Source organism: Haloarcula terrestris, assembly GCF_031624315.1.
GTDB classification, from domain to species: domain Archaea; phylum Halobacteriota; class Halobacteria; order Halobacteriales; family Haloarculaceae; genus Haloarcula; species Haloarcula terrestris.
Genome location: NZ_JAMQOM010000002.1, coordinates 224,410 through 250,826, shown reverse-complemented (window position 1 = coordinate 250,826; position 26,417 = coordinate 224,410). Strand labels below are relative to the sequence as shown.

The 26,417-nt window shown below is 63.7% G+C and carries 28 protein-coding genes and 1 tRNA gene; 13 read left to right on the top strand and 16 right to left on the bottom strand.

What is annotated here, in order from left to right:
* Positions 1-55: 55 nt before the first annotated feature.
* The 5 genes from metG (at position 56) to NDI54_RS05075 (ending at position 5,195) form a co-directional block, all read left to right on the top strand.
* Positions 56-2,185 carry a methionine--tRNA ligase gene (gene metG / locus NDI54_RS05095; protein WP_310895391.1) on the top strand — a complete coding sequence of 710 codons (2,130 nt, stop codon included), beginning with the start codon at positions 56-58 and terminating at the stop codon, positions 2,183-2,185.
* 45 nt (positions 2,186-2,230) lie between these two features.
* Positions 2,231-2,605, top strand: coding sequence for a DUF7312 domain-containing protein (locus tag NDI54_RS05090; protein WP_310895390.1), 375 nt, complete (start codon positions 2,231-2,233; stop codon positions 2,603-2,605).
* 73 nt (positions 2,606-2,678) lie between these two features.
* The gene (locus tag NDI54_RS05085) at positions 2,679-3,281 is read left to right on the top strand and encodes an NfeD family protein (protein ID WP_310895389.1); all 603 of its coding nucleotides are present in this window, start codon (positions 2,679-2,681) and stop codon (positions 3,279-3,281) included.
* A gap of 71 nt (positions 3,282-3,352) precedes the next feature.
* Entirely contained in the window at positions 3,353-4,537 is a 1,185-nt protein-coding gene (locus tag NDI54_RS05080) for an SPFH domain-containing protein (RefSeq protein WP_310895388.1), read from the top strand.
* Between the two features lie 52 nt (positions 4,538-4,589).
* Positions 4,590-5,195: a winged helix-turn-helix transcriptional regulator gene (locus NDI54_RS05075; RefSeq protein WP_310895387.1), complete on the top strand. Its 606-nt coding sequence runs from the start codon at positions 4,590-4,592 to the stop codon at positions 5,193-5,195.
* A gap of 19 nt (positions 5,196-5,214) precedes the next feature.
* Here the strand turns inward: NDI54_RS05075 and NDI54_RS05070 are convergent, their stop codons facing one another.
* Positions 5,215-7,083 carry a PAS domain S-box protein gene (locus NDI54_RS05070; protein ID WP_310895386.1) on the bottom strand — a complete coding sequence of 623 codons (1,869 nt, stop codon included), beginning with the start codon at positions 7,081-7,083 and terminating at the stop codon, positions 5,215-5,217.
* A gap of 279 nt (positions 7,084-7,362) precedes the next feature.
* Positions 7,363-7,605: a DUF7123 family protein gene (locus NDI54_RS05065; protein WP_310895385.1), complete on the bottom strand. Its 243-nt coding sequence runs from the start codon at positions 7,603-7,605 to the stop codon at positions 7,363-7,365.
* 253 nt (positions 7,606-7,858) lie between these two features.
* Between NDI54_RS05065 and NDI54_RS05060 the strand changes: the two genes are divergently transcribed.
* Positions 7,859-8,257: a TRAM domain-containing protein gene (locus NDI54_RS05060; protein ID WP_310895384.1), complete on the top strand. Its 399-nt coding sequence runs from the start codon at positions 7,859-7,861 to the stop codon at positions 8,255-8,257.
* Between the two features lie 2 nt (positions 8,258-8,259).
* On the opposite strand, the gene NDI54_RS05055 is transcribed toward NDI54_RS05060, so the two are convergent.
* From NDI54_RS05055 to NDI54_RS05045, 3 genes are read right to left on the bottom strand one after another with little or no spacing between them, the layout of a single operon-like run.
* Positions 8,260-9,003 carry a YkgJ family cysteine cluster protein gene (locus NDI54_RS05055; protein WP_310895383.1) on the bottom strand — a complete coding sequence of 248 codons (744 nt, stop codon included), beginning with the start codon at positions 9,001-9,003 and terminating at the stop codon, positions 8,260-8,262.
* A gap of 33 nt (positions 9,004-9,036) precedes the next feature.
* Positions 9,037-9,822, bottom strand: a complete 786-nt coding sequence (locus NDI54_RS05050; RefSeq protein ID WP_310895382.1) for an MBL fold metallo-hydrolase — start codon at positions 9,820-9,822, stop codon at positions 9,037-9,039.
* Positions 9,823-9,831: 9 nt separating this feature from the next.
* Positions 9,832-10,101, bottom strand: coding sequence for a MarR family transcriptional regulator (locus NDI54_RS05045; protein ID WP_137684521.1), 270 nt, complete (start codon positions 10,099-10,101; stop codon positions 9,832-9,834).
* 249 nt (positions 10,102-10,350) lie between these two features.
* On the opposite strand from NDI54_RS05045, the gene NDI54_RS05040 reads away from it, so the two are divergent.
* Complete coding sequence (locus NDI54_RS05040; RefSeq protein ID WP_310895381.1) at positions 10,351-11,055, top strand: class I SAM-dependent methyltransferase; 705 nt, start codon at positions 10,351-10,353, stop codon at positions 11,053-11,055.
* 96 nt (positions 11,056-11,151) lie between these two features.
* The gene (locus NDI54_RS05035) at positions 11,152-12,057 is read left to right on the top strand and encodes a glycosyltransferase family 2 protein (protein ID WP_310895380.1); all 906 of its coding nucleotides are present in this window, start codon (positions 11,152-11,154) and stop codon (positions 12,055-12,057) included.
* A gap of 22 nt (positions 12,058-12,079) precedes the next feature.
* On the opposite strand, the gene NDI54_RS05030 is transcribed toward NDI54_RS05035, so the two are convergent.
* A complete protein-coding gene (locus NDI54_RS05030; protein ID WP_310895379.1) occupies positions 12,080-12,889 on the bottom strand; it encodes an amidohydrolase family protein in 810 nt (269 codons plus the stop codon).
* Between the two features lie 174 nt (positions 12,890-13,063).
* Between NDI54_RS05030 and thsA the strand changes: the two genes are divergently transcribed.
* Entirely contained in the window at positions 13,064-14,623 is a 1,560-nt protein-coding gene (gene thsA, locus NDI54_RS05025; protein WP_310895755.1) for a thermosome subunit alpha, read from the top strand.
* Between the two features lie 89 nt (positions 14,624-14,712).
* Here thsA and NDI54_RS05020 read toward each other — a convergent pair whose 3' ends face one another.
* Together NDI54_RS05020 and NDI54_RS05015 are read right to left on the bottom strand one after the other, a co-directional pair.
* Positions 14,713-15,144 carry a DUF371 domain-containing protein gene (locus NDI54_RS05020; protein WP_310895378.1) on the bottom strand — a complete coding sequence of 144 codons (432 nt, stop codon included), beginning with the start codon at positions 15,142-15,144 and terminating at the stop codon, positions 14,713-14,715.
* A gap of 26 nt (positions 15,145-15,170) precedes the next feature.
* A complete protein-coding gene (locus tag NDI54_RS05015) occupies positions 15,171-15,344 on the bottom strand; it encodes a hypothetical protein (RefSeq protein ID WP_310895377.1) in 174 nt (57 codons plus the stop codon).
* Between the two features lie 108 nt (positions 15,345-15,452).
* Here NDI54_RS05015 and NDI54_RS05010 point away from each other — a divergent pair, with 108 nt between their 5' ends.
* The 3 genes from NDI54_RS05010 (at position 15,453) to NDI54_RS05000 (ending at position 19,187) form a co-directional block, all read left to right on the top strand.
* Complete coding sequence (locus NDI54_RS05010; RefSeq protein ID WP_310895376.1) at positions 15,453-17,297, top strand: glycoside hydrolase family 2 protein; 1,845 nt, start codon at positions 15,453-15,455, stop codon at positions 17,295-17,297.
* A 266-nt stretch (positions 17,298-17,563) separates the two neighbouring features.
* Positions 17,564-18,454, top strand: a complete 891-nt coding sequence (locus NDI54_RS05005) for a coiled-coil protein (protein WP_101350746.1) — start codon at positions 17,564-17,566, stop codon at positions 18,452-18,454.
* Between the two features lie 37 nt (positions 18,455-18,491).
* Positions 18,492-19,187, top strand: coding sequence for a LysE family translocator (locus NDI54_RS05000; protein ID WP_310895375.1), 696 nt, complete (start codon positions 18,492-18,494; stop codon positions 19,185-19,187).
* On the opposite strand, the gene NDI54_RS04995 is transcribed toward NDI54_RS05000, so the two are convergent.
* Entirely contained in the window at positions 19,182-19,898 is a 717-nt protein-coding gene (locus tag NDI54_RS04995; RefSeq protein WP_310895374.1) for an HD domain-containing protein, read from the bottom strand. The two genes, NDI54_RS05000 and NDI54_RS04995, sit on opposite strands and share 6 nt — an antisense overlap.
* 287 nt (positions 19,899-20,185) lie before the next feature.
* Here NDI54_RS04995 and NDI54_RS04990 point away from each other — a divergent pair, with 287 nt between their 5' ends.
* The gene (locus tag NDI54_RS04990) at positions 20,186-20,383 is read left to right on the top strand and encodes a hypothetical protein (protein ID WP_310895373.1); all 198 of its coding nucleotides are present in this window, start codon (positions 20,186-20,188) and stop codon (positions 20,381-20,383) included.
* 3 nt (positions 20,384-20,386) lie between these two features.
* On the opposite strand, the gene NDI54_RS04985 is transcribed toward NDI54_RS04990, so the two are convergent.
* The 7 genes from NDI54_RS04985 to NDI54_RS04955 all read right to left on the bottom strand — a co-directional run bounded on the left by NDI54_RS04985 (position 20,387) and on the right by NDI54_RS04955 (position 26,407).
* The gene (locus NDI54_RS04985) at positions 20,387-21,112 is read right to left on the bottom strand and encodes a GNAT family N-acetyltransferase (protein WP_310895372.1); all 726 of its coding nucleotides are present in this window, start codon (positions 21,110-21,112) and stop codon (positions 20,387-20,389) included.
* 268 nt (positions 21,113-21,380) lie between these two features.
* Positions 21,381-21,453, bottom strand: a tRNA-Gln gene (locus tag NDI54_RS04980).
* 141 nt (positions 21,454-21,594) lie between these two features.
* Positions 21,595-22,029 carry a metal-dependent transcriptional regulator gene (locus NDI54_RS04975; RefSeq protein WP_310895371.1) on the bottom strand — a complete coding sequence of 145 codons (435 nt, stop codon included), beginning with the start codon at positions 22,027-22,029 and terminating at the stop codon, positions 21,595-21,597.
* The gene (locus NDI54_RS04970; protein WP_310895370.1) at positions 22,026-22,508 is read right to left on the bottom strand and encodes a ferritin-like domain-containing protein; all 483 of its coding nucleotides are present in this window, start codon (positions 22,506-22,508) and stop codon (positions 22,026-22,028) included. The genes NDI54_RS04975 and NDI54_RS04970 overlap by 4 nt, the downstream gene beginning before the upstream one ends.
* 288 nt (positions 22,509-22,796) lie before the next feature.
* Positions 22,797-24,008 carry a Fe-S cluster assembly protein SufD gene (gene sufD, locus NDI54_RS04965; RefSeq protein WP_310895369.1) on the bottom strand — a complete coding sequence of 404 codons (1,212 nt, stop codon included), beginning with the start codon at positions 24,006-24,008 and terminating at the stop codon, positions 22,797-22,799.
* A 2-nt stretch (positions 24,009-24,010) separates the two neighbouring features.
* Positions 24,011-25,441, bottom strand: coding sequence for a Fe-S cluster assembly protein SufB (sufB, locus tag NDI54_RS04960; RefSeq protein WP_310895368.1), 1,431 nt, complete (start codon positions 25,439-25,441; stop codon positions 24,011-24,013).
* 36 nt (positions 25,442-25,477) lie between these two features.
* Positions 25,478-26,407 carry an ABC transporter ATP-binding protein gene (locus NDI54_RS04955; protein ID WP_310895367.1) on the bottom strand — a complete coding sequence of 310 codons (930 nt, stop codon included), beginning with the start codon at positions 26,405-26,407 and terminating at the stop codon, positions 25,478-25,480.
* Positions 26,408-26,417: the final 10 nt, after the last annotated feature.

The following is a 26,417-nucleotide window of genomic DNA, read 5'->3' as shown; positions in this document are numbered from 1 at the left end:
TGCTGGCACGCCGAAACCAACCCCCTTTTGACCCGTCGGTGGCACACGAACAGGTATGAGCCACGACGAGTTTCCGACGGACCAGCCGGCGGTCGTGACCTGTGGGTTGCCATACGCGAACGGCGACCTCCACGTCGGCCACCTCCGGACGTACGTCGACGGGGACGCGCTGTCGCGCGCGCTACGACGCATCGGCCAGCAGACGGCATTCGTCTCGGGGTCGGACATGCACGGCACGCCGGTGGCGGTCAACGCCGCCGAAAACGGTGTTGCGCCGCGGGAGTTCGCACTGGACTTCCACGAAACCTACGCCGAGACGTTCCCGCAGTTCAATATCGAGTTCGACAACTACGGTCACACCGACGACAAGACCAACGTCGAACTCACCCAGGAGTTCGTCCGCTCGTGGGTCGAAAACGACCACGTCCACGAGAAGGAGATCGAGGTCGCCTGGGACACCGAGGAGGACCAGCCCCTTCCCGACCGCTACGTCGAGGGCACCTGTCCGTACTGCGGCGAGCAGGCCCGCGGAGACGAGTGCGACGAGGGGTGTCAGCGCCACCTCGAACCCGGCGAGATTGAGGACCCCGTCTCGACGCTGACCGGCAACCCCGCCGAGTACCGCACCCGCGAACACAAGTTCCTCCGCCTCTCGGACTTTCAGGAGTATCTCCAGGGCTTCCTCGACCGCCTAGAGGGGACCGACAACGCCCAGAACCAGCCCCGCGAATGGATTGAGGGCGAACTGCAGGACCTCTGTATCACGCGGGACATGGACTGGGGCGTCGATTATCCGGAGGATGTCGACGGCGGCGACGAACTGGTGCTGTACGTCTGGGTCGATGCGCCCATCGAGTACGTCGCCTCGACCAAGCAGTACTCGGAGCGCGTCGGCGCGGACGAGTACGACTGGGAGCAGGTCTGGAAGGTCGGCGGCGAGGAGCGCCACGGCACCGCGTGGGACGACGACTGGACCGACGAGAACGGCGAAATCATCCACGTCATCGGCCGGGACATCATCCAGCACCACGCGGTGTTCTGGCCCGCAATGTTGCGCGGCGCGGGCTACAACGAGCCCCGGTCGATTCTGGCGACCGGGTTCGTCGGCATCGACGGCAAGGCCCTCTCAACCTCGCGCAACCGCGCGGTCTGGGCCGACGAATATCTTGACGCTGGCTTCCACCCCGACCTGTTCCGGTACTACATCGCCACCGGTGCACAGATCGACACTGACGTGGACTTCTCCTGGGACCGCTTCCAGGAGCGGGTCAACGGCGAACTCGTCGGCAACGTCGGCAACTTCATCTACCGCTCGCTGCTGTTCGCCGAGCGCAACTACGACGGCACGCCCGACGCCGCGGTCAGCGACGACGTGCGCGACCGCATCGAGTCGGCTATCGAGGACTTCGAGGCCGCCGTTCGGGAGTACGACGTGCGCGAACTGGCCGAAATCGCCATCGAACTCTCGAACTACGGCAACGAGTACATCCAGCGCAACGAGCCCTGGAACCTGGTCGACGACGACCCCGAGCGCGCCGAGCAGGTCATCCGCGACTGCGTGCAGCTAACGAAGGCCGTCGCGGTGCTCATGCAACCGGTTCTGCCGGGCAAGGCCGAGCGCCTGTGGGGCCAACTGGGTGAACAGGGGTCCGCTGCCGACGTGACACTCGACAGCGCGCTCGAAGCGCCGCCGGCCGAGTTCGGCGAGCCCGCGGAGCTGTTCGAGCAGGTCGAGGACGACCACATCGAGGCGCTGAACGAAGAGCTACAGGAGCGAGTCGAGAGCGAGGCGTCGGCCGACGCCGGAGATGACGGAGATGGAGCGGATGACGATGCGGACGCCGCCGACCGCCAACCCCTCGTCGAGGACCGCATCAGCTTCGAGGACTTCGAGGGCGTCGACATGCGCGTCGGCGAGATCCGCAGCGCCGAGCCGGTCGAGGGCGCGGACAAGCTTCTCAAATTAGAAGTCGACATCGGCCACGAGGTCCGGCAGGTCGTCGCCGGCCTGCGACAGCTCCACGACGCCGAGGACCTCCCCGGGACACGTGTCATCCTCCTGGCGAACATGGAGAAAGCCGAACTGTTCGGCATCGAATCCAACGGCATGGTGCTGGCTGCCGGCGACGAGGCCGACCTGCTGACGACCCACGAGGACGCGCCGCTGGGAACCCGAATCAAGTAATCGCAGTCGCCAGCGCTTTTGTAGTCACGGCACGTATCGCGACCCATGGATGAGGACGGGGCCCCACAAGACGACGCGGCCGCTGCGGGTGACAGCTTCACCGAAGAGTACGAACTGGCGACCGAGGCCGACGTGATTCAGGTCGGGGAAAACGGCAGCGGCGACGGTGACGCGGCCGACGAGGAGGAAGGCGCGGTCGCCGGCTCGTTCGCTCCGGACCTGGACGTAACGCCCGGCGTCCCGAAGCCAGAGAACGTGGTGTTCGTCGCGCTGGGAGTCTGCATCGCGATTCTCGCGTTCGGTCGGATGTTCCTCGGGGCGGACATGTACGCCCCGACTATGCTCGGCGGCGTGGTTCTGGCGGTTGCCGTCGGAACGGCGGCGCTGTACGGGTTGTTCGTCCGGACGAGCGACGCCTGAGACTGCACCGGTGGCTGTCGCGCGTCGCTTTCCGACCCCGACACTTAATCCTGCTCCGACACTAAGTCGAGGTATGGTGAACCCGCTGGCGGCGGTTGCTCCTCTGCAGGCCGAACCACTGTTAGGTATGTCGCTCTCCATCCTGCTGTTTCTGGCCGGCGCGGGCCTCATCGTGGGCGAGGCCCTCGCCCCCGGGACGCACTTCTTCGTCCTCGGCGTGGCCCTGCTGACAGCGGGGCTGGTCGGCCTGTTCATCCCGGCGAGCCTGGGCCTTCTCGCGCCGCTCATCCTCACCGTCGTCGTACTGGCGACGACAGCGGTCACGCTCTGGGGGTATCGGAAGCTCGATTTCGCCGCACCGGGCCGCGGTCAGACGCTCAGTTCCGACTCGCTCACGGGCCAGTTCGGGACCGTGACTGAGCGCGTGACCCGCAACGACGGCGAGGTCAAACTGGAAGACGGCGGCTTCAACCCCTACTATCAGGCCCGGAGCACCGGCGACCCGATCGAGGAAGGGGCGGAGGTCATCGTCATCGACCCCGGCGGCGGGAACGTCCTGAAAGTCGAAGCGGTGGAGTCGGCGGGCGACGAGATCGACCGGGCGCTCGAACGCGACCGGACCCGCAACGACGAGCGCGACGACGCCGAGCCGGAACGAGAGTCCGAGCGGGCGTAGGTGTGTGATTCGGTAGTTTGTGACAGGGACACCGAAGCCTTTTCCTTGAGCGCTCCGGAGGTTTGACTGTCATGTTCCCCGCGACACCGCTGCAAGGTCTGGGAGGACTCATCGGCTTCGTTACGGTGATTTTCCTCCTATTGGCTATCGCGCTGGTGTACTCCAGCGTCGTGATCATCCGCCCGTACCAGAAAGGTGCCTACACGGTGCTTGGTACCTATCGCGGCGTCCTCGACCAGGGGATTCACTTCATCTATCCCTTCGTCTCCGACGTGACGCGGTTCGATATGCGTACCCAGACGCTCGACGTGCCCCGGCAGGAGGCGATCACTCGTGACAACTCGCCGGTGACCGCCGACGCCGTCGTCTACATCAAGGTGATGGACCCGAAGAAGGCCTTCCTCGAAGTCGACAACTACGAGCGTGCCGTCTCCAACCTGGCCCAGACGACCCTCCGCGCTGTGCTGGGTGACATGGAACTGGACGACACGCTGAACAAACGCGGCGAGATCAACGCCCGCATCCGGAAGGAACTCGACGAACCCACCGATGAGTGGGGTGTCCGCGTCGAGAGCGTCGAGGTCCGCGAGGTCAACCCCTCCAAGGATGTCCAGCAGGCCATGGAGCAACAGACCTCCGCCGAGCGGAAACGCCGTGCCATGATCCTGGAAGCCCAGGGTGAACGGCGCTCCGCCATCGAGACGGCGGAAGGTGACAAGCAGTCCAACATCATCCGCGCCCAGGGTGAGAAGCAGAGCCAGATCCTGGAAGCCCAGGGTGACGCCATCTCGACCGTCCTCCGCGCGAAATCCGCCGAGTCGATGGGCGAACGTGCCGTCATCGACAAAGGGATGGAGACGCTGGCCGAGATCGGCCAGGGCGAGTCGACGAAGTTCATCCTCCCCCAGGAGCTCACGTCGCTGGTGGGCCGCTACGGCAAGCACCTCCAGGGCTCGGACGTGAAGGAGAACGGCCACTCGCTGGAAGCGCTTGACTTCGACGACGAGACCCGCGAGATGCTCGGTCTGGACGACATCGAAGAGATCCTCGGCCAGATCGACGAGGAAGCACAGGTCGATGTCGAGGCCATGGAAGAGGAAGCCCAGAAGATCAAACACGGCGAAGACTCCGGCGTCGACAGTGCTGACGACGTTATCGAGGAGATGGACGCCGAGTTCGAGAGCGACGAGCAGACCGACGTAGCAGGCGGCCCCGACGACACGGCCCAGCCGTCCGAGGTCGACAAGGACGACTAAGCCTGATAATCAGGCGAAGACGTTTTATTACCGACCCACCTTTTCGGTAGCAATGACACGTAAGGGCGACGTGGACGAGGACAAGCGGGCGACGCTCCGTCGCTTTGCCGCCCTCGGCGCGGCCAGCCCGTTTGCCCGCTTTGGCGACAGCGGGAGCGAAAGCGACGCCCCCGACGCCATCGCCGGCTACGTCTCGGCACACCCCGGCACGCACTTCTCGAAGCTCCGGGACGACCTCAAACTCGGGACCGGCGAGGCCCAGCATCACCTCCACCGGCTGGAAAACGAGGACATCGTCGCCTCACAGAAGGACGGCGACTACCGGCGCTACTTCCCGGCCGACCAGTTCTCCGAGTTCGAGCAGGTGGCGCTTGGCTACCTGCGCCGGTCGACCGCCCGCGGGATGCTCGTCACGCTCCTTCGCCGTCCGGACGTGACGGCCTCTGAACTGGCCACTGAATTGGACGTTTCGCGGCCGACGGTGAGCAACTACGCCGGCGACCTGGAGTCGGCCGGACTCCTCTCCCGTGAGGACGGCTACGCGGTGACCGAACCGGAAACAGTGTTGACGCTTCTTATCCGATACGCCGACTCCTTCGATGACGATGTCGCCGAGCTAGCGGGCGAGGCCGACTCGCTGCTGCGGTACGACCCCTGAGCTGATTGCGGCCGTCAAATCACGCCTCTCGGTCAACACCGGTGATTTCGAACCTGGCCCCGCCCGACTCGCTGTCGGTCACGCTGACCTCCCACCCGTGGACGGCGGCGATATCTGCGACGATGGCGAGGCCAAAGCCCGTGCCGTCGGAGGCGGTCGAGTAACCCGGCTCGAAAACCGTGTCCCGCTCCGCCTCGGGGACGCCCGGACCGTCATCGGCGACGTAGAAGCCGCTGCCGTCGTCGAGGTCGCCGACAGTTACTGTTAGGTCGGTGCCTCGTTCGGACTGGGTCGGACTGGTTGTCGCCCCGCGTGACTCGCTATCCGCATGGGTCCGGGAAAGCGCGGCCGTCGAACCGTGCTCGATACTGTTCCGGAACAGATTCGACAGCAGGCGCTGTAGCCGACTCGGGTCGGCCAGAATGACGCTGTCGGTATCGGTTATCAGCGTCGCGTTCGCTGCGTCGACGGTCTCCCAGCACGCGGCCGCCACGGTCTGCAGGTCGACGGGTTTAGTGGTCGTCGCCTCGCGCCCATCCCGTGCTAGAGTCAGAATATCGTCTATCAGCGTCTGCATCCGCTTGTGAGCCCTGTTGATACTGTCGAGGTGGTCGCTGTCAGTTTCCTGTCGGGCTAGCTCCAGGTGACCGTTTGCAACGGTGAGTGGCCCCTGGAGGTCGTGGCTGACGACGCTGGCGAACGACTCCAATCGCTCGTTCTGAACACGGAGTTTGCGTTCGCGCTCCTTCTGCTCAGTGATGTCCTGGATGAACCCCCGGATAATCCGTCTGTCCGTGTCCTCGACCCGTTTGCCGCGCGTCCGAATCCACCGCTGGTCGCCCGTCGCGGTGATGAGTCTGGCCTCGATGTCGAAGGGGTCGCCGTCTTCGAGCGCCGCATCGACGGCCGCTCTGACCCGCTCCCTGTCGTCGGGATGGTAAAACGACAGCCCGTCCTCGACCGTCGGGTCGAAGTCGTCGTCGACCTCGTGGATGCGACGAGTCCCTGCCGTCCAGGTCGAGACGCCGGTCTCGTCGAACTCCCACGCGCCGAGGTCACCTAGTTCCTCCGCCTCGGCGAAGAAGTCACGGAGCTGTGCGAGGTCGCGTTCGTGTTCGATGCGCTCCGTGACATCCTGGCACTTCGAAAAGATAGTCACAACATCGCCCGAGTCGTCCGTCACGAAGCGGTTGTGCCACTCGACGATGATACGCTCGCCGTCCTTCCGAACGTTCTCGTCGACGCTGTGGTAGCCGCCGCTGGCCTCGCTGAGGGCGGACGTAACCTCGTCGACATCGGCGTAGCTTGCGTCGCTCACGAACACCTCCCACGTCTCCCCGAGTAGTTCATCCTCGGTGTAGCCGAACATATCCGTGAGGGTGTCGTTGACGCGAATGATCTCGAAGTCCTGATTGTATTCAACGAACCCGAGCGGTGACTGGTCGATGAACAGCGAGAGCCGCTCTTTGCTCTCTTCGAGGGCGCTTCGAGACCGGTACTGTTCGACGGCGTTGACGATTCGGTTCGCGAGGAGGGCGTAGTGGCTGGTGTCGGATGTCTTCTGCAGGTAGTCAGTCACACCCGCGGAGATAGCATCGCCAGCGATCGCCTCGCTGCCGCGACCGGTATACAGGATGAACGGGAGGTCGGGGTAGCTGTCTCGGACTGATTCGAGAAAGCCGATACCGCTCTGCCCGGGCATCTCGTAGTCCGAGACGATACAGTCGAACGTCCCGGATTCGAGGCGAGTCAGCCCGTCCGATGCGCTCGTCGCGATCTCGATGTCGAACTCCGGCTCCGCTCGGTCGAGAAACGCCGCCGTCGTCTCCGCGTACTGCAGGTCATCGTCGACGTGGAGGAGCCGAATCGGAGAACGAGCCTCGCCCATTGCTGACTCGAACTATGGATTCAACTGTTATCAAGATGGACATTCACCAAATCTAAGGCAGCCGTGTATATCAGGGATAGAAGCAGTGATGCGCGAACAGAAGTTCCGACAGCAAAATAATGCAGTCCAAGTGATGTGAAGCGCCGGTCCGGAGACCCACCGTGTCCGCGTCAGAACGTGCCCGAAACGAGCGGTCGCTCTAGACGGACTGCTAGACGGCATTTCCGGCTGTCGCCGACCGAAGTGGGCGAACACCGGGAGCAGTTACAGCGTCCAGTATCAGGCCTCGACCATCCACGTCGTCGAGGAGGAGTAGCCCCACTTCTCGACGGCCAGGTCGTGGTCGCCGTCGGCGATAGCGGTCATGTTCGTGCCGACTTCCTTGGCCGAAAGACCGAGTTCGTCACCGATGAGCCGCGACTTGAAATACGTCTGGTCGTCGGCGTTCGACCGGAGATACTCCAGAATACGTCGCTGCTTGTCTGAGAGGGGGCTGTCGGCCGATTGTGCGGTGGCGCTCATTAGTACACCTAGTAGCAATGCCGAGACACCTTTATGGGATTTGGTACAGACGGTTAACGGCCCGCAGTCTTGCGGTTTTGCCCTGCTCGAAGCGGGGATACAGCCGTGAGTTGGACCACACGTCGGGGCGTTGGTACAGGCGGGAAACACCGCAGGGACGCGTGGTGACCCGCCAGACGGGACCACAGCGACCGATCTCTCCGGCAGTTCTTTAATAATGGCCCGTTTTGTGGCCGAACGGAGGTCTATCACATTGGAAATCTCGGAGCAACTACTGTGTCTGTTCAGTGCTGATATCCGCGACGAGGGGGACCGGTACGTCGTGGAGGTACCGCGTCGAGAAGTCGAGACGGGCGCAGTCGACCCGGGCAGTACCTACCGTGTTGCACTCATCTCAGCGGACAAAGCGTCGGAAGTCGAGTCGGAGACGGTGTCGGACACGCCGCCGGACCAGCCACAGCCGCCGGTCGAGCCGGGCGAGACGCGCTACGTCGAGATCGAGGACATCGGCAAGCAAGGCGATGGCATCGCCCGCGTCGAACGCGGCTACGTCATCATCGTCCCGGGGGCCGAAATCGACGAACGAGTCAAGATCGAAGTCACCGAGGTCAAGTCGAACTTCGCGGTCGGCGAGATCATCGACGACGTTTGAACTCACTCGTAGGGGCTCCCATCGGGTCGCTTGGCCCCTTCGGAATCATGGACAACGACCTGTCCCGAGGACGGGTCGACGGGCCGATAGGTATCCCGGACGCCGATGGCCTCTTCGAGTTCTCTGACGGCGCGTTCCTTGAGCGCCGCAGCCAGTTCCTCGGCCTCGGCGCTGGAGATGTCCCGGCCGAGGCCCTCGCATTCGTGGGCCCGGACCATTCCTTCCTCGTCGACGGCCTCGCCCATCGGCTGGCTCGTCCCGCCGAGCGCGACGCTGAAAGGGTATGTGCGGCAGATGAGCGGGCGGTCGCCGTGGACCGTACAGGCACCCATTCCGTCGTCGTCCTCGGCGTAGAAGGTACAGTCGCCACAATCGTCGGTCTGGAGCGCCCACTCGAAGGTCTCGCCTTCGGGACCGTCCGGGCCGTCCGCGAGCCCGTAGGGCATCGGTCGGGCCACGTCGCGGAAGTCGTACTCCCCAGCCGCCTGTAGCTGCCGGATCTCGTCGGGGAACACCGTCGCCGTGTGGGGTTCGGGGTCGCTCTGGGCTGACTCGTCGGTCCCGGAGCCACCATCGACGACTCCGGCGGTCTCGTCGGCGCTCTCACCGTCTTCGCCACACGCCGATTCGGCCTTGCAGCAGGCCCCACAGCGGGTGCATTCGAACCCGATTGCCTCGATAGCGTCAGCCAGTTCCGACTCGTCAAGCGCACGAGCCCGTTCGAGTTCCGTTTCCAGGGAGTCCACAGCCGTGGTAGCGGGCCGACGGGGAAAAAGGCGTCACCCCGCCGAGTTCGGTGCGGCCCGCTCGCCGTCCCACGATATCGTCCCCTCGACAACGAGTTTCTCGATGTGGGCCAGCACCGTCGCACGGGCCAGGTCGCGCACGCCGGTGAGGTCCTTCTCGTAGGCGGCGTCGAGGATATCGTCCAGCGTGGCGGCTCCGGCGTCGACAGCGCCCCGAACGCGGCGCTCGCGCTCCAGTCGGTGGGCGATGAGTCGCGCACAGGTCTCCCTGGCGTTCTCGATACGCGGGCCGTGGCTCGGCAACAGCACGTCGGGATTTCTGGCGTGGAGGCGACGTAGTGACGTGAGATAGGCCCGAACATCGCCCTCAGGCGCACCGATGACGACGCTGCCCTCGGCGACAGCGAGGTCGCCGGAAACGACGGTCCCGCCGGTTTCGAAGGCGACGTGCTCCGGCGCGTGGCCTGGCGTGTCGAGGACGATCACCGGGCCGGTGTCGGTCGGAATCGTCGTCCCTTCGCTGAACAGTCTGTCGGGACTGATTCCGGTCGCGGCTTCGAACGCGCCTGCCCGTCCGCGGCGCGCCCAGACGGTCGCGTTCGTTTCCCTGGCGTAGTGTGCGACGGCACCGGCGTGGTCCGGATGGTGGTGCGTGAGTGCGATGTGGGCGAGCGTGCGATCAGTGAGAAGCGTATCGAGCGCATCGCTGGTATCTGCGGGGTCCACGAGAAGAGCCGCTTCGTCGCCACAAACGTACGCTGCCGTGCTGCCGGTCGGTGCCCGCGTCGGCACGGACACGTCGGCCCGCTGCCAGTCCATGCCGGCCGGTCAGACCGTGAGGAAATAAACCTGTTTGCGTGCGTCAGTGAAGCTGTACCGCGAGTCGACCAGGTCCGATTCTTCGAGTCGGTTCAGGGCGTATCTGACAGTTCGGTCCGGGAGCAGTGAGTTCTCGGCCAGTTCGCCCTGTGACAACGGAGCATCGTCTTCCAGCACCTTCGCGACGAGTTTCGCGCTCGGCGGGAGTTCCCGAAGCGTGTCGCGGAACTCCTCGTCAGTGAAAGGTGCTGGCGCGGCGTTTTCAGTTAATGCGCTCATAGTGGCTGATATTCAAGACTTACTGGTAAAACTTGGCTATATGCATGACCAAACAATACAGATTCTATGAAGTGTTTAATGTATCCTTATACAGGGCCGCCATCGTGTGGTTCTGACCAGTAGCGGAAAATAGCGCCCGTATCAGTCAGGCTCGACACCGCGGGAGAATTCGACTTGATCGAAAGACAGCCGAACCGGTGAGCGGGGATTCCAGTATCGTTTTATCCCCCGCGGGGTGAGCAATACACCGTGAAAGGGCAGGAGTGGTATCAGACCGACACCGTGGCCGAAGAGTACGAGGCCAAGCGGTTCTCCCGCGGCGGTCGGCTGATCGACCGACGCGAGAAACAGGCCGTCCTCGACGCCATCGGTCCCGTGGCCGACAAGGACGTGTTAGAGGTAGCGTGCGGGACCGGACGGTTCACCGTGATGCTGGCCGAGCGCGGCGCGAACATCACCGGGCTGGACATCTCCGGCCCGATGCTCCAGCAGGGCCGGGAGAAGGCACAGGCGACCGGCGTCGACGACCACGTGGAGTTCATGCGGGGCGATGCCGCCCGGCTCCCGTTCCCGGACGACCACTTCGATACGGTGTTTGCGATGCGCTTTTTCCATCTGGCGGACACGCCGGCGGCGTTTCTCGCGGAGATGCGCCGCGTCTCGAAGGAACAGGTCTTTTTCGACACGTTCAACCGGTTTTCCACCCGGTCGATATACAACTGGGCGCTCCCGATGGGGTCGCGCCTTTACTCGCGCTGGGAGATCGACCGCCTGCTGGACGGGGCCGGGCTGGAACTGGCCGACGCGAACCACGACTGGCTGCTTCCCTACGGCTTCTACCGCAAGATCCCGAACGAACTGGCCGCCTCGTTCCGCTCCATCGATACGGCGCTGGGGGGGACGCCCCTCGGCGAGAAACTGGCCTCGGTGTCGTACTGGAACACCCACGTGTAGCGTCTCGGCCGCCCGAGCGGCCCGTTTTCCCTGATAAATTGCGTTGGCGACCGTCGCCCGCGACTTTTAAGCGCCTTCGCCGTCGTACCCTGTGGTATGGATATCTCGGTAGTGGTCCCGACGTTGAACGGCCGGGAGGAGCTTGCCGGCTGTCTGGACGCACTCACCGAGCAGGTTCCCGACGCCGAGGTTATCGTCGTCAACGGTCCCTCGGCTGATGGCACGACGGGGATGGTCCGGGACCGAGACGACGTGTCCATCCTCGTCGAAATCGCCGACCGGTCCGTCACGGTCGCCCGCAACGCCGGAATCGACCGGGCGACGGGCGACGTTGTCGCGCTCGTTCACCAGTCGCTCTCGGTCGAGTCGGGCTGGGCAGCGGCCATCAAAAGCGGGCTCTCAGAGGCGGCCCGTGCGATCACCGGCCCGACGCACCAGCAGCTGCGCGCCGGGATGACGACCGAAACGGAGGAAACGCGAACGATAGCCGGCCGCGATGTGACGTATTTCAACCCCGGAAACGTCGCATTCGACGCGGAGGTGCTGGAAGCACTCGACGGGTTCGACGAGTACCTGAACGTCGGCAGCGCCCGGGACTTCGCCCACCGGATGGCCGCCGGTGACTACGGTGTCGCCTGGAGCACGGAGATGTGCGTCAGCCGTGAGTTCGAGGCCGACGGCGGGACCACAGCCACCGACTGGAACTGGAAGTACCGCTCGCTCGCCTATCGGCTGGTCAAGAACTACAACATCAGGCCGACCGTGTTGTGGCGCATCCTCAGCCACGCCGGCGGCGACGCGAAGGACGCGATGCTGGATGTCGCGCGCGGGGAGACGACGCCCTCGCAGTGGCTCGGCAACGGACAGGACGTGTTCGGCGGTGTGGGGTCCGGACTCGTCGACGGCCTCCGGGCACGCGTGACCGACCGGACACCCCGTCGGAACCCGAACGGTCGGTCCGCGCGCGCCGACCGCGCGGTAACCGTGTACGATTGGCGGTAGTCACGCGACCCCGCTGTGGCAGTCAGGGAGCCAGCGCCTCGATCACGCGATTGGGGTTGTTCGAGAACACTTTGCGCATCGAGTCTTCTGGGACATCCAGTGTCAGTATCTCCATCACGGCCACGTTCGGGTGGACGCTGGGGACGCCGCTCCCGAAGAGAACGCGGTCGGGATGCTCCAGAATCGCTCGCTCCATCGGCCGCCGATAGCGGACCGCGCTGGTGTCAAGATACAGGTTGTCGTTGGTCTCCAGCAGGTCGATAGCCCGATCCATCAGGTCCCGCCGGAGCGGGTACGCGCCGAAATGCGAGAGGATAACCGGGAACTCGTACGCCAACAGCGACTCGGCGACGGCTTCGGGCGGGAACCCCTCGCCGCCGTGGACGATGACAGGCAGTGACACTGACTCCAGTTCCGCGAGGACCTCCTCGTCGGGCAGTCCATCGGTTGGCGGATTCAGCTTGAAACCGTAGAACCGGTCGTCGTAGGCGTACTGCTCGATGTCCGCCGGCGAGGTGTGCTCCTCCGTGCGACTGCTTGCGAGGTTGCGAAGGGTCGATCCGGGACCGCTCCCCGGATCCCGAGCGCCGTTGACCCTGGCGAAGGCGACCATCGGCCGCTCGACGGTCATCCGGGCGACGGCGTTGTTCGCTTTCAGATACGACCCGTCTCGCTCATCGGGAAAGACGACGGAGCGGACGACGCCGGCCTGGTGCATCTCCCGTTCGAGTTGCTCCGGGTCACCCATCCCGTCTCGGGGGCGGCGCTGCGCGTCGGGTTCTAAGCGTGCGTGTACGTCGACGACGCGAAACCCGTGCTCCAACTCCAGCATCTACTATACGGTGTGGATACCCCTCTATTAAAACATGTGCAGGTCCGGCCCGGATTCAAGGACAGCACGGCGCTGGCGACCGACGAGCGGCCTACGGTGTTAGAAAGTTTTATATAGAACCGCTTGCCTTGTCTTAAGTGAGGTTCAACACATATGTCATCTGGCCAGCGACGCATGGGCGGCCAGCCTCTTTTCATCCTTGATGAGGACGCCCAGCGCACACACGGGAAGGACGCACAGTCATCGAACATCTCCGCCGGAAAGGCCGTAAGCGAGTCCGTACGGACCACGCTCGGTCCCCGCGGCATGGACAAGATGCTCGTCTCCGACGACGGTGATGTGGTCATCACCAACGACGGGGCGACCATCCTCTCCGAGATGGATATCGAACACCCCGCGGCCCAGATGATCGTCGAAGTCGCCCAGACACAGGAGGACGAAGTGGGCGACGGCACGACGACAGCGTCCGTGCTGGCCGGGGAACTGCTGACGAAAGGCGAGGACCTGCTCGACGACGATGTCCACCCGACAACAATCGTCGAGGGGTACTCCGCCGCCGCCGAACTGGCTCGCGAGGCCATCGACGAGATCGTCCTTGATGTCGATCTCGACGACGAGACGCTCGTCGAAGTCGCGGAATCCTCGATGACCGGCAAGGGCACCGGTGATGTCGAGGCCGAGAAACTCGCCGAAGTCGTCGTCGACGCCGTCCGCCACGCCAAGAGCGCTAACGGCGTCCGCCGGGACAACATCGAGGTCCACACCCAGACGGGTGCGGCCTCCTCCGCAACCAAGCTCGTCGAGGGCGTCATCGTCGACGAGACGGCCGTCCACGACAACATGCCGACCTCGGTCGAGGACGCGTCCATCGCGGTCATCGACACGGAACTCGATGTCCGCGAGAGCAACATCGACGCCGAGTACAACGTCTCCAGCGTCGACCAGCTCAACGCCGCCCTCGACGCCGAAGAGAGCGAGCTGCAGGGCTACGCCAAGGAAGTCGTCGAAAGCGGCGCTGACGTTGCCTTCGTGACCGAGGATGTCGCCGACCGCGTCGCCTCCCAGCTCGCCAAGGAAGGCGTCTTCGTCGCCGACAGCATCGGCTCCTCGACCGCGAAGGACATCGTCGAGGCCACCGGCGCAAAGCGCGTCGGCTCGCTCGAAGCCCTTGACGAGGACGCACTCGGCCACGCCGACAGCGTCGATGTCGAGAAGCAGGGCGACGACGACGTGACGTTCATCACCGGCGGCGCGACTGCCGAGTCCGTCACGATCATCGCCCGCGGCTCCACCGAACACGTCGTTGACGAGCTCGAACGCGCGCTCAACGATGCGCTCGACACCGTCATCGCCGCGCTCGACGCCGGCGGTGTGGTCCCCGGCGCAGGCGCGACCGAGATCGCCATCGCCGACCACATCCGCTCGGAAGCGGCGTCCATCGAGGGCCGCAAGCAGCTCGCCGTCGAAGCGTTCGCCGACGCCGTCGACGTACTCCCCCGCACGCTCGCGGAGAACACGGGCCTCGACGCAATCGACGCGCTCGTCGACCTCCGCGCCGAACACGAGAGCGAGGGCATCGCCGGCATCATCAGCGAAGGCCAGACCGGCGTCGTCGGGGACCCCGTCGACTACGGCATCCTCGACCCCGCCGCTGTCAAGCGCGAAGCGGTCGACTCCGCCACCGAGGCGGCGACGATGATCGTCCGCATCGACGACGTTATCTCGTCGAGTTAGAGACGCGAGCGAAGCGGTCTACAGTTTCAAAGCCCCTTTTCTTTTGACGCTGCCGAATAGCCCCGCGACCGCCGACAGAGAAGACGTTATCAGTCGCTACGTGGTTCGACGGACAGCGTCAGCGTCGCATCGTGGCCGTCAGCGAGCGCGTCGACGAGGTCCCGATCCACGTCCCCGGCCGCCGCGTCGGCGTTCACCATCACGGTCCGGTCGTCGACGTAGTCGCTCGTCCGCAGGACGTGGCTCCGGTCGTTCTCGAAGGACAGGTCTGGGTGGCCGGTCCCGGTCACCGTGACGGCGTGATCGCCGGCCTCGATAGTCGCCGTGATCGTCGCGTCGGCGTCCTGGCAGGCCGCGACGAACTCGTCGTCGAAGTCGGCGGGGACGCGGTCGGCTTCGATAGCTAGGATGCAGTCGCCTGCGGGGGTCAGAAAGTCATCGCTCGTCACTTCCAGCGTGCTCGCGTGCTCGCCGGAAACGTTCTCGTGGCCTTCTGCGTGGACCACTTCCTCCAGTGTCATACCTCCCGGTCACTGCCGGGCGTACTTTAGCGGGACGACTCCGACTTGACGACGGTAACCGTCACCGCACCGCAGGTACACTCGTGGGCCTCGCGGCGGCCGGCCTCGGTCTCGAACACCAGCGCTGGCTCGCCGAGCGGGCGCTCGCAGTGCTGGGCCTCACAGGTCGGTGTCGCCGCCTCGTGCAGTTCGGTGAGCATATCTGGATAGTAGGTGGCTACCTATGTCAAAGCGAGCCATCCCCGGAGTGAAAGTGAAAGTGAAGCCGTGGGGCAAAGGATATGCCCACGCGGAACGGGCCACAAGGTATGTCGCTGGAGTGGCGCGGCGCGGCGGTTGCGCCGGACGACGAGATGCCGTCCCCGGAGTCGTGGGAGCCGGTGTCGGTGCCCGGCCGGCCCGAGCAGTTTGCCGGGGCCGAGGCCGTGGCCTACGAAACGACGTTCTCGGACCCGCGGGACGAGAGCGACGCACACGCGCTCCTTGTCCTGAACGGGACGTATGCGCACACACGCGTGTGGTGCAACGGCGACCTGCTCACCGAGCACGACGCCTACTTCGAACCGCTCCGGGTTCGCCTCCCCGAAAGCGAGGAGTACCGGATCGTCGTGGAGTGTCGCTCGCCCGAGGACCGCTTCGGCGGCCTGCACGCGACTGACCAGCTCCCGCCGGAGCGCTGCGTCCCGGGCGTCTGGTGGGACGCACATCTCGAAACACGGCCTGACCCCTGCGTCAGCGAGCTGTCGGTCCAGCCACAGGTGTCGCTCGACGACGCGGACGAGACCGCTGTCGAAGTCTCCGCAACGGTCCTGACCGAGGAGCCACTCGACGACCGGATCACGCTCTCGCTCCGACCGGAGGGCGACGTGCGCGGCGGGGGGATGATGGACCGAGCCCGCGTCTCGACCGACGAGGAGACGGCATCGGTGGCCTACACGATGGACGTGCGCGATCCGTCGCTGTGGTGGCCCCACGACCGTGGTGAGCAGTCCCGATACGTCCTGCGAGCGAAGCTCGGCGACGACGAACACTCCGTGACGACGGGCCTGCGGACCGTCTCCTACGACGACGGCCTGCGGGTCAACGGCGAGGACGTGCCCGTTCGCGGCGTGACACTGCTCGATCCGACCGTCGAGGACGTGGCCCGGGCCGTCGACGCCAACGCGAACCTGATCCGGGTGCGTGCCCAGGGGACGCCGCCCGAGGTGGCCCGCGCCTGTGACGACCATGGCGTCCTGCTCTGGCAGGACCTGCCGCTGTCCGGCCCCGGCTCGTTCGACGGCGACCGGGGAAGCGACCTCGCAGCCCGCCTCGACGGGACCTACGCAGCCCATCCCAGCTTCGCGGCGGTCGGTGTTCACGACGAGCCAGTGGCGTCGTACGCCGATGGCCTGGGGTCCGGTTTTCTGGACCGGTTGCGCTTTCGCTGGCGAGCCTGGCGAACCAGCTACGACGACACGGACGCCGAGTCAGTGGCGTCGGCTGTCGACTCCGTGCCGACGTTCCCGGTCGTCGGCCCACCGGGAATTGCCCCCGACGGAGCCACACTGTACCCGGGGTGGCGGTACGGCGACACGGCCGACCTCCCGTGGCTCTGTTCGCAGTTCGGTGTCGGCGATGTCGTGGCGGGCTTCGGGGCCGGTGCGCTGGGAACGGCTGAGCCCAACAACAGCCCCGGATTCGATAGCGCCTGCCACGACCGCCATGTCGACGGCGGCCTCGACGCGTCACAGGCGTATCAGGCCGGCGTCATCCGCGAGGTCGCCGAGACGCTCCGGCAACGGAACGCGCCGCTCATCGTCGTGGACAGCCTCCGAGACGTTGGGGACGCAGGGATGGGGCTGCTCGCTGCAGACGGGGCGGAAAAGACGGCGTTTAGCGCCCTCGGCGACAGCTATGAGCCCACACAGGTAGTGCTCGCGGACGCATCGCCCGGCGAGCAGGATGTCATTGTCCTCCACGACCAGCCGGAGAGGGCGGACCTCACCGTGGAGTGGGACCGCAACGGCGACCGCGAACAGGCCGAACACACTGTCGGCCCGTTCGGCCGCGTCACCGTCGGCACCCTTTCGCTTTCCGCCGGTGACGACGTGACACTCGCCGTCACTGACGGGGAAACGGTCGTCAAAAACGAATACCGTATTAATGAGTAATATATGTCCGTGATATACAAGGGAAAATAGGCATCGTATCGACCGGTCATCCCTCGAAATAGGGCGTGTGAGGAGTTAACGCGGTATTCGTTGCACCGGAATGTTTAAACAATATCCACCGCTACTTGTAGACACCAGAACGCTTCCGCGTTCAGGCAGTATCGCTTTCAGCCCAACATGAGAGGGAACCCTTGTTATTGGTGTCAGCCCCTCAGTAGTGGGCCGACTGTCTGTGCTGAAGCGGTGATGGCATAGAGGATTCAACAATGGCAGACTCGATAGACGAATCAAAGAACGTTACAGTAACAGAAGAGGATCTCGAAAACAAATCGAAAGGCGAGCTTATCAAACTCGCCGGCCAGCTCCGCGACCGGCGCAACGAGCTGAACCAGATGGCCTCCGAGCGGGCCTCCGCCCGTGACGACCTGAACGCGAAGACCCGCGAGAAGGTCGACGAAGCCCAGGAACACCGCGAGAAGCGCGACGAGCTCAACGAGCAGGTCCAGGAACACAAGGACAAGCGCAACGAGCTCAACGCGGAGGCAAACGAGCTGTTCGACAAGGTCGACAACCTGAAAAACGATCTCGAACTCGACGAGGGTACGTCAGTCGAACAACTCAAAGAGGAAATCGAAGACCTCGAGTTCAAGCAACAGACCGAAGTGCTCTCCTCGGAAGACGAGAAGGAGCTCATCGAGAAGATCGAGACCAAGCGCGAGAAGCTCCAGGAGAAACAGGAGAAGCTCGACCAGGGCGGCGACCTCGAAGAGCTCAAAGAGGAAGCGGAAGAGGTCCGCTCGGAAGCCTCGAAGCACCACCAGAAGGTCACGGAACTGGCCGACGAGGCCCAGAAGCACCACAACGAGATGATCGAGGCCTACCGCGAGGCCGACGAGATCCGTGACGAGGCCGACGAGAAGCACGAGGAGTTCGTCGAAGCTCAGGAAGCGGCCGACCAGCACCACGAGGACTTCGTCCGCGTCCAGAAGCGCCTCCGCGAGCTCGACAAGAAGGAAGAAGAGCAGGAGCGCTCCCAGCGCGAGGAGAAGCAGGAGGCCGCACGCGAAGAAGCCGAGGAGATCTATCAGAAGTTCAAGGAAGGCGAGACCCTCGACACCGAGGACCTGATGAAGCTCCAGAAGGCCGGCAAGCTGTAACTCTGCGGAACTTTCTCTCTGTTTTTCCCGACTGTAGATGCTTCACTCACTCGGCTTGCTCCAGCTCGGCGCGCTCTCGCTCGCCCCGACAGCCCTCGGTGGCGTGCTGTTCGGGCTCGCACTAGCCGCACCGCCGGGGCCGATGAACGCCGTCATCGCCGAGGAAAGTGCACTGCGGGGCTGGCGGGCCGGCTTCTTCGCCGGCCTCGGCGCGATGACTGCCGACGCCTGTTTCTTCGTGCTCGCACTGCTTGGCGTCGCCACGATCATCACCGAGACGCCGGGGGTAGAGCGGGTGATGGTCGGTGCTGGCGGGCTCCTGATGCTCTGGTTCGCCTACGGGGCGGTTCAGGACGCGCATACGGTCGCCGGGGCGGACCTGTCGACCACGCCCGGAGAGAGCCGGGGCTTCCGCAAGGCGTTCGTGTTGGCGCTGACAAACCCCTATCAGGTCGCCTTCTGGCTCACCGTCGGCGTTGGCCTGCTCGAACCGGGCGTGATTGACGTAGCGTCGTACGTGCCCGCAGTCGGAGCCGACGCCGTAGTGGTCCAGACCGGTCATCCGGTGTTGCTGGCGGGGTTTTTCGGCGGTATCGGCCTCTGGATTACGGGGTTTCCGGCAGCAATCGTCGCTGCGAGAACGCGTATCGAGCGGCTCGCACCGCTGATCGCGTGGATCAGCGCCGCCGTGCTCGCCGGAACCGGCGTTCTGTTCCTCCTGCGAGCGCTATGAATCGCCCATTCCGGTCGCTACGTCGTCGAGGTCGTCCTCAACGGACATTTCGGCGACCTCCATCGTCAGCCACTCCTGGAACCAGCGGGTCCGCTTGAGTCGCTGGTGGACGATGGACTCGGCCGTATCGCTCTCGACGCGCTCGCGTGCGTCCTCGCCGCGCTCGATGACTCGGTCGACCATCTCGGCCGAATCCATATGCGTCCGAGATTCGTAGCCCATACGCAACAGCATCAGGGCGGTCCCGTTCGCGCCGACCTTATCCAGGATGTCCGCCTCGATGAGACACTGGACCTCCAGGGGCAGATCGTCTAGTGGCCCCTGGTAGGAGTGGACCTCGATGGCGGAGCAGACCTGTTCGATAAACGATTCTGGGTAGTCACCGTGTGCCGTCAGATACTCGCGTGCGATCCGAGCGCCGGCTTCCGCGTGAAGGTCCTGCTCGGCTTCCAGTTTCGCGATGTCGTGAAACAGCGCCGCCACGCGGGTCACGTCCACGTTCGCCCCCTCCTTGCGGGCGATCTTCGTTGCGATGTCGACGACGTTGAGGATGTGATTGAAGCGGTACTCCGCGGAGTGCCACGGGTACCAGCGCATACGGCCGCCCTCTTCTTCGTTCTCGACGCTCGCCGCGAGGTAGTCGTGGACGAACTCCTTCATGTCCTCGAACGCGTCGGCTGAGACAGGTGACTCCCTAATCTCGACGCCCACAGCACCACCTCCGGCGACGGTTTCCGATATTCATCTTACACATATAGAGGTACGTTCGACTCTTTAGCGTTACGACAGGGAAAACGGCTGGCACACCCCTCATTTGTGGGTGCAAACAGCGTCGAAAAACCGCATCCGACACTGCGTTATTCAGAATAGTAGATAGAAATGACCACCACCGGCGGCGTAGCATCGGACAAATCCTTTATCAGGGACACTCGATGCTAGTTCCCAGCGGCTGGGAACCTTAATCCGGCTTTTTAGCGCTAGTGAATAAAGCAGAGCATATGCCTCTCCAGCCACTCCACATCCCACTCGGCGACGTATCGATCGTCGCCCACGCGATGAACGAACACGCGGTGACTGACGTACTCGTCGGCGTCGGCATCGCTCTGTGTCTGTTCGGACTGTACTACAGGCTGATACTCCTCCCGGCCAACGAGCGGGAGTCGTCACAGCGTACACAGGAACAGTCGCCGCCCTGAAACCTAGAGGTAGGCGGCGTCCCACCGCATCGGCTTGCGGACGTTCCCGCAGTTGTCACATTCGATACGGCCCATCGAGTCCATCGCGTTCGCTAACGTCTCACAGTTACTGCAGTAGTAGCCGTAGCGGTCGCTTCCGTCCTCTGTGACGTGGACGACGTGGAACGGTGCCATCGATCCGGATTCGTGGTTGTTGTGGTCAACGTAGACCGTCTGGCCGTCGTCCGCTACCGGTTCGCGGCCGAGTTCCGCGGCGTCGGTGTAGAGGTTCTCGACGTAGGTCCGCCCGGCGATGTCGACCTCGCCCGTTCCGGCGCGTTCGAAGCCGCGGTCCTCGTAGAAACTGTTGCCCTCAACGTTGTCAGCCAACACGCGCCCTTGAAGCGTTTCGGCGCCGCGCTCGTGGAGCATCCGGTGGGTCTCGTCGAACAGCGCCGACCCAATGCCCTCACCGCGGTACGCCGGATCGACGTGGAGCCAGAGAATCGTCCCGATGCTATCACTCGACAGCACACTCTCGGACAACCCGACCACCTGTCCGTCCTGGTCGGCGACGAGAATCAACCGATCCTCCTCGTCGAGTGCCTCTGTGATGCGCTCCTCGTCGTACCACTCCTCGATTGCGCTCGTAATCGCTTTCGGCCCCAGCGAATACGACGCCTCCAGTGATCGTCGTGCCACGTCACGGATAGCTGGCCTGTCCGGCGGCTTCGCCTCTCGGAGTTCCATATAGTGTTAGTTGGCACGAAACATCATAAATCTACAGTTCGATGTCAGGATTTGAGACAGGCGCTAGGCTATGCAGGTCTGGACACCACGATTTGTGGTATCCCTCAGTTTGTATCTGACTACTGTCCATTCGCTGGTACGGTTGTTCCCTGCTTACGAAGGCGGCCACATGGCGGGCGGATTCGAACCGCGAAGACTCGAATCCTCTCGTCTTCTGGGTCCGAACCGCTGGAGATATTTGCGCCTCACGAGTTTGTTCGGCGCACAATAGTCCCGGGCGGATTCGAACCGCCGTCAAGGGCTCCAAAGGCCCTTATGATTGGCCACTACACCACGGGACTGCACTCACTGTGTCCGTTCGCCCGTGTACCTCGCAAATCCACCGGATTTGCGCACCACGACGGGACATCGCTCACTGTGAGCAAGCCAACCGTATTCGGAATAATCGACGGAACGCACTTGAACGCTTCGAGAGCGGGCGGTCAGTCGCTGGTGACTTCGGCTTCGACTTCGAGCAGGCCACAGACATCGCCCTCGGGGTCGAAACAGTCCGGACACTGTGGTTCGCGGTCGATAATCGTGTCCAGGCGATCGGCGACCGTTTCGTCGATGACGCCCTCCAGTTGTTTGGCCTCTGTACGGAACTCCTCGACCTCCAGCACCTCGATGAGGAACCGCTCGATGATACAGTAGTTCTGGAGCGCATCCCGTGCCTGTGTGATGCCGTCGTCGGTGAGATCGACGCCCTTGTACTTCTCGTGGTTCAGCAGTCCACGGTCTTCGAGCTTCCCGATCATTTCGTTGGCGCTGGCCGGGCTGACATCCAGCATGTCGGCCACGTCGCCAGTCGATGCCGGTCCGTCTTCTTGCTGTTGCGTGAGATAGATCGCTTTTAGATACTGGGCCTGCGTGTTCATTGGTGGTCCTCCATCAGATCGGTCACGTCTTCGACTCCCTCCGCCTCGTCTTCGCGGATCTCCGAGAGCACGTCAAGCAGCCGCTCGCGGTCGATAGTGAACGTCACGTCGGACGCCTCGATGGCTTCGATCAGGTCGTCGTAGAACTTGTACGCCGTCTCCTCGTTACAGAGCTGGTCGTACAGTACGCCATCGAAGTCCTTGTCGGCCTCGTACTGGGCCTCGACCAGCATCTCGATCTCCTCGAACGGGACGGTGTCGGCTTCGAGGTCGTCGATGAGCTCCTCCAGTTGCCGGCGATGCTCGGCCGACTCCAGTTCAGCGTGTTCAAGCAGATCGAGTATCGCCTGATCGTGTTCACCACTCGTTTCCTCCGCGTGCTTTGCGGACCGCGCCTCGACGACTTCTTCGAGGACGATACCGATCTGTAGCAACCGGGCAAGCTGATGGTCGGAGACGACCGGCTGCGTGAGACTCACGGCAACACCCCCATTCGGCGCTGTGCTGCAGTCATACACGTAGCTCGGGGAGGGCCGGACTTAAGCGGTTCCCTGTTGTCGGACCGGCGTATCCGTTCGTCGGAGGGCACCCCGTTCCACTCTCGGCCTGCTGCCTGGTCGTATCAGACGGACCCAGCGCTGCCAGTGAGTACTGGCCTCCCAGTGGCGACGGGCTGAACACAGCCCGTCGATCTCCGTGAATAGCTGCGTCCGCAGAAAACTACTATCGAAACGGCTCCCGCGAGCCGTCGTTCATTGCCCTACGGGCTATTCACGCAATCGCTCGTAGATCAGCTGGTCGAGGTCCTCGCGGAGCTCGTCCACTTCGACCTCTTCGAGCACGGGGACGTAGAACCCTTCGACGAGCATGTTCTTCGCGCTCTCCGGGTCGACACCGCGGGAGGTCATGTAGAACATGTCTTCCGCATCGACCTGCCCGACCGTCGCGGAGTGGGAGGCCTCGGTGTCGTGGTTGTTGATGATGAGCTTCGGCGACGCGTCGGCCTCGGAGTCGTCCGAGAGCATGAGCGTGTTCTCACGCTGATACGACGACGTGTCCCAGGCCTCGCGACCGACATCCTGAACGCCCTCGTACACCGAACGGGCCTGGTCATCGAGGACGCCGCGGGTGACGAGGTCGGCGATGGTGTGTTCGGCCTCGTGCCAGACACGCGACGCGATGTCGAAGTGCTGGTCCTCGTGGCCGAAGAACGCACCCAGGATCTGGGATTCCGAGGAGTCACCCAGCAGTCGGGTCTCGACGTTGGACTTGGTCAGCCGGGAGCCGATGTTGCCGTCGATCCAGTTGACCGTGGCGTAGGTGTCGGCGTGGCCGCGCTTGGTCTGGAAGTTGTAGGTCTCCTCCGAGAGGTTCTGGAGCGCGCCGTACTGGACGTAGGCGTTCTCCTCGGCGACGACCTCCACGATACCGGAGTAGTACTGGTCGTCATCGACCGTCTCGCCCGTCTGCTGGCGCTCCAGAATCGTGACCGAGGAGGACTCCTCGGCGAGGACGAGCGTGTAGTTGAACAGCGACTGGCTGTTCATCGTCGTCCGGATCTTCACGTCCTCGGCGTCGACGCCCTCGGGGACGTAGACGACCGTGCCGGCCGAGAACAGAGCTGTCGACAGCGCGGTGAGGTAGTCCCGCTGCGGGTCGACGACGCTGCCGAAGTGCTCCTTGACGAGGTCCGCGTGCTCGTCGAGGGCCTCGCTCCAGGACAGCACCTCGACGCCCTCGGCGTCGACGCGGTCCTTGTCCTGTGCGTAGTCGAGCGGGTCGACCAGCGACTCGTATTCGAGCGCGTCGAGGTTCGTCCAGGTGCGACCCGGCGTCCGGATGACATCCGGCATGTCGAGCTCGTCGAGTGCGGCAAGGGCGTCCTTGCGTGTCTCCAGCAGCCACTCGGGCTCGCCGAGGTCCTCTGAAATCTGTTCCACCTGACTCTCTGACAGTGTGGCGTGTACCTGCGTGCTCATGGTTATCCGAGCGACCCCTCCATCTCCAGCTCAATGAGGCGGTTCAGCTCAACGGCGTACTCAATCGGCAGTTCCTCCGTGATCGGCTCGATGAAGCCGGCGACGATCATCTGCTTTGCGTCGTCGTCGTCCAGTCCGCGGGACTGGAGGTAGAAGACATCCTCGTCGCCGATCTTGCCGACGGTCGCCTCGTGGGCCACGTCGACTTTCGACTCCTTGATCTCCATGTACGGCATCGTGTCCGACGTGGACTCGTTGTCGAACATCAAGGCGTCACACTCGACGGAGGTCGAGGAGTCCTCGGCACCGTCAGCGATGTGGACGAGACCGCGGTAGTTCGTGCGGCCGCCGTCCTTGCTGATGGACTTGGATTCGATAGTGGACTTCGTCTCAGGGGCGTTGTGGTACACCTTCGCGCCCGTATCGATGTCCTGACCCTCGCCGGCGAAGGCGATGGTGATGTGGTTGTCCGTCGCGCCAGGGCCTTTGAGAACGGTGGAGGGGTACAGCATCGTGGCCTTCGAGCCCATGCTACCGGAAACCCACTCCATCGTGCCGTCGGCCTCGCAGATGGCGCGCTTGGTGTTGAGGTTGTACGTGTTCTTCGACCAGTTCTGGACGGTCGAGTACTGAACGTGGGCGTTCTCCTTGACGAACACTTCGACGCCGCCCGAATGGAGGTTGAACTCGGAGTACTTCGGGGCGGAACAGCCCTCGATGTAGTGGACCTCGGAGTTCTCCTCGGCGATGATGAGCGTGTGCTCGAACTGGCCCATGCCGTCGGAGTTCATGCGGAAGTACGCCTGCACCGGCATGTCGACCGTGGTGTCCTCGGGGACGTAGACGAACGACCCGCCGGACCAGATGGCACCGTGTAGCGCCGCGAACTTGTTGTCGCTCGGCGGCACGGCCTTGGTCATGAAGTACTCTTTGAGGATGTCTTCGTGTTCCTGGACGGCCTTGTCCATGTCACAGAAGATGACACCCTTATCCTCCCAGCGCTCCTGCATGTTCTGGTAGACGATCTCGGACTCGTACTGCGCACCGACGCCCGAGAGGGCGTTCTTCTCGGCTTCCGGGATGCCCAGTTTGTCGAAGGTGTCCTGAATCTCCTCGGGGAGGTCGTTCCAGTCGTCGACACCGCCACGCGTCTCGATGTCGGGGCGGATGTACGGAACGATCTCGTCAACGTCGACCTCCGAGAGGTCGGGTGCGCCTGGCCAACCGGTCGGCATCGGCATTTCCTGGTACTGTTCGAGGGCGCGAAGACGCCGTTCGAGCATCCATTCGGGCTCGTCCTTGTCTTCGGAGATGACCCGAATGGTCTCCTCCGTCAGGCCCTTCTCGGCTTCGAAGGCGGACTTCTCCTCCTTCTTGAACTCGAAGCGCTTCTCCGTGTCGGTCTCTTTGAGGTGGTCTTGATCTGAACTCATAGTGTATGTAATGTTATCGCTGTGTACGGAAGGGCGTTACGCGGCCTCGTAGGCTTCCTCTCGGACCCAGTCGTAGCCCTCGTCTTCGAGCTTTTCGGCGAGTTCAGCGCCACCGGAGGTGGCGATCTGGCCGTCGAGCATCACGTGGACGTGGTCGGGTTCGACGTAGTCGAGGATGCGCTGGTAGTGCGTGATCTGGAGGATGCCCGCGCCCTGCTCGTCACGGAGCGCGTTGATACCGTTAGAAACGTCCTGCAGGCGGTCGATGTCCAGCCCGGAGTCGATCTCGTCGAGCACGGCGATCGAGGGCTCGAGGATCGCGGCCTGAAGGACTTCGTTTTGCTTCTTCTCGCCGCCCGAGAAGCCAGCGTTGAGATACCGGGAGGCGAACTTCTCGTCCATGTCCAGTTGCTCCATCTTCTCCTGGAGGATCTCCTGGAACTCGGCGACGCCGATCTCGCCCTCTTCGACGTTGCCCTCCATCGGGGAGGTGTCGTAGCCGGCGGCGTCCTCGTTGGTGTCGCCGCCCTCGGCTTCGACTTCTTCCTCGTCGTCGTCCTCGAATAGCTCTTCGCGCTCTTCGAGCTTGGCGTTGAGCGCGGTTCGAAGGAAGTTCACCATCGTGACGCCCTCGATCTCGGCCGGGTACTGGAAGCCGAGGAAGATGCCGAGCGCGGCGCGCTCGTTCGGTTCGAGGTCGAGCAGATCCCAGGTGCGGAGGTCTTCAGGGATCGGCTCGTCGCCGAACTCATCTTCTTCAAGGTGGATGAGTACTTCCCCGTCGGTTACTTCGTAGGCGGGGTGGCCGGCGATGATCTTCGCCGTCGTCGACTTCCCCGAGCCGTTGGGACCCATCAGCGCGTGGATCTCACCGGACTCGACTTCGAGGTCGACACCGCGGAGAATCGTCTCACCGTCCTCTTCTGCGACTGCTGCGTGGAGATTGTTGATTTCGAGTTTCGCCATAGGTATCTCT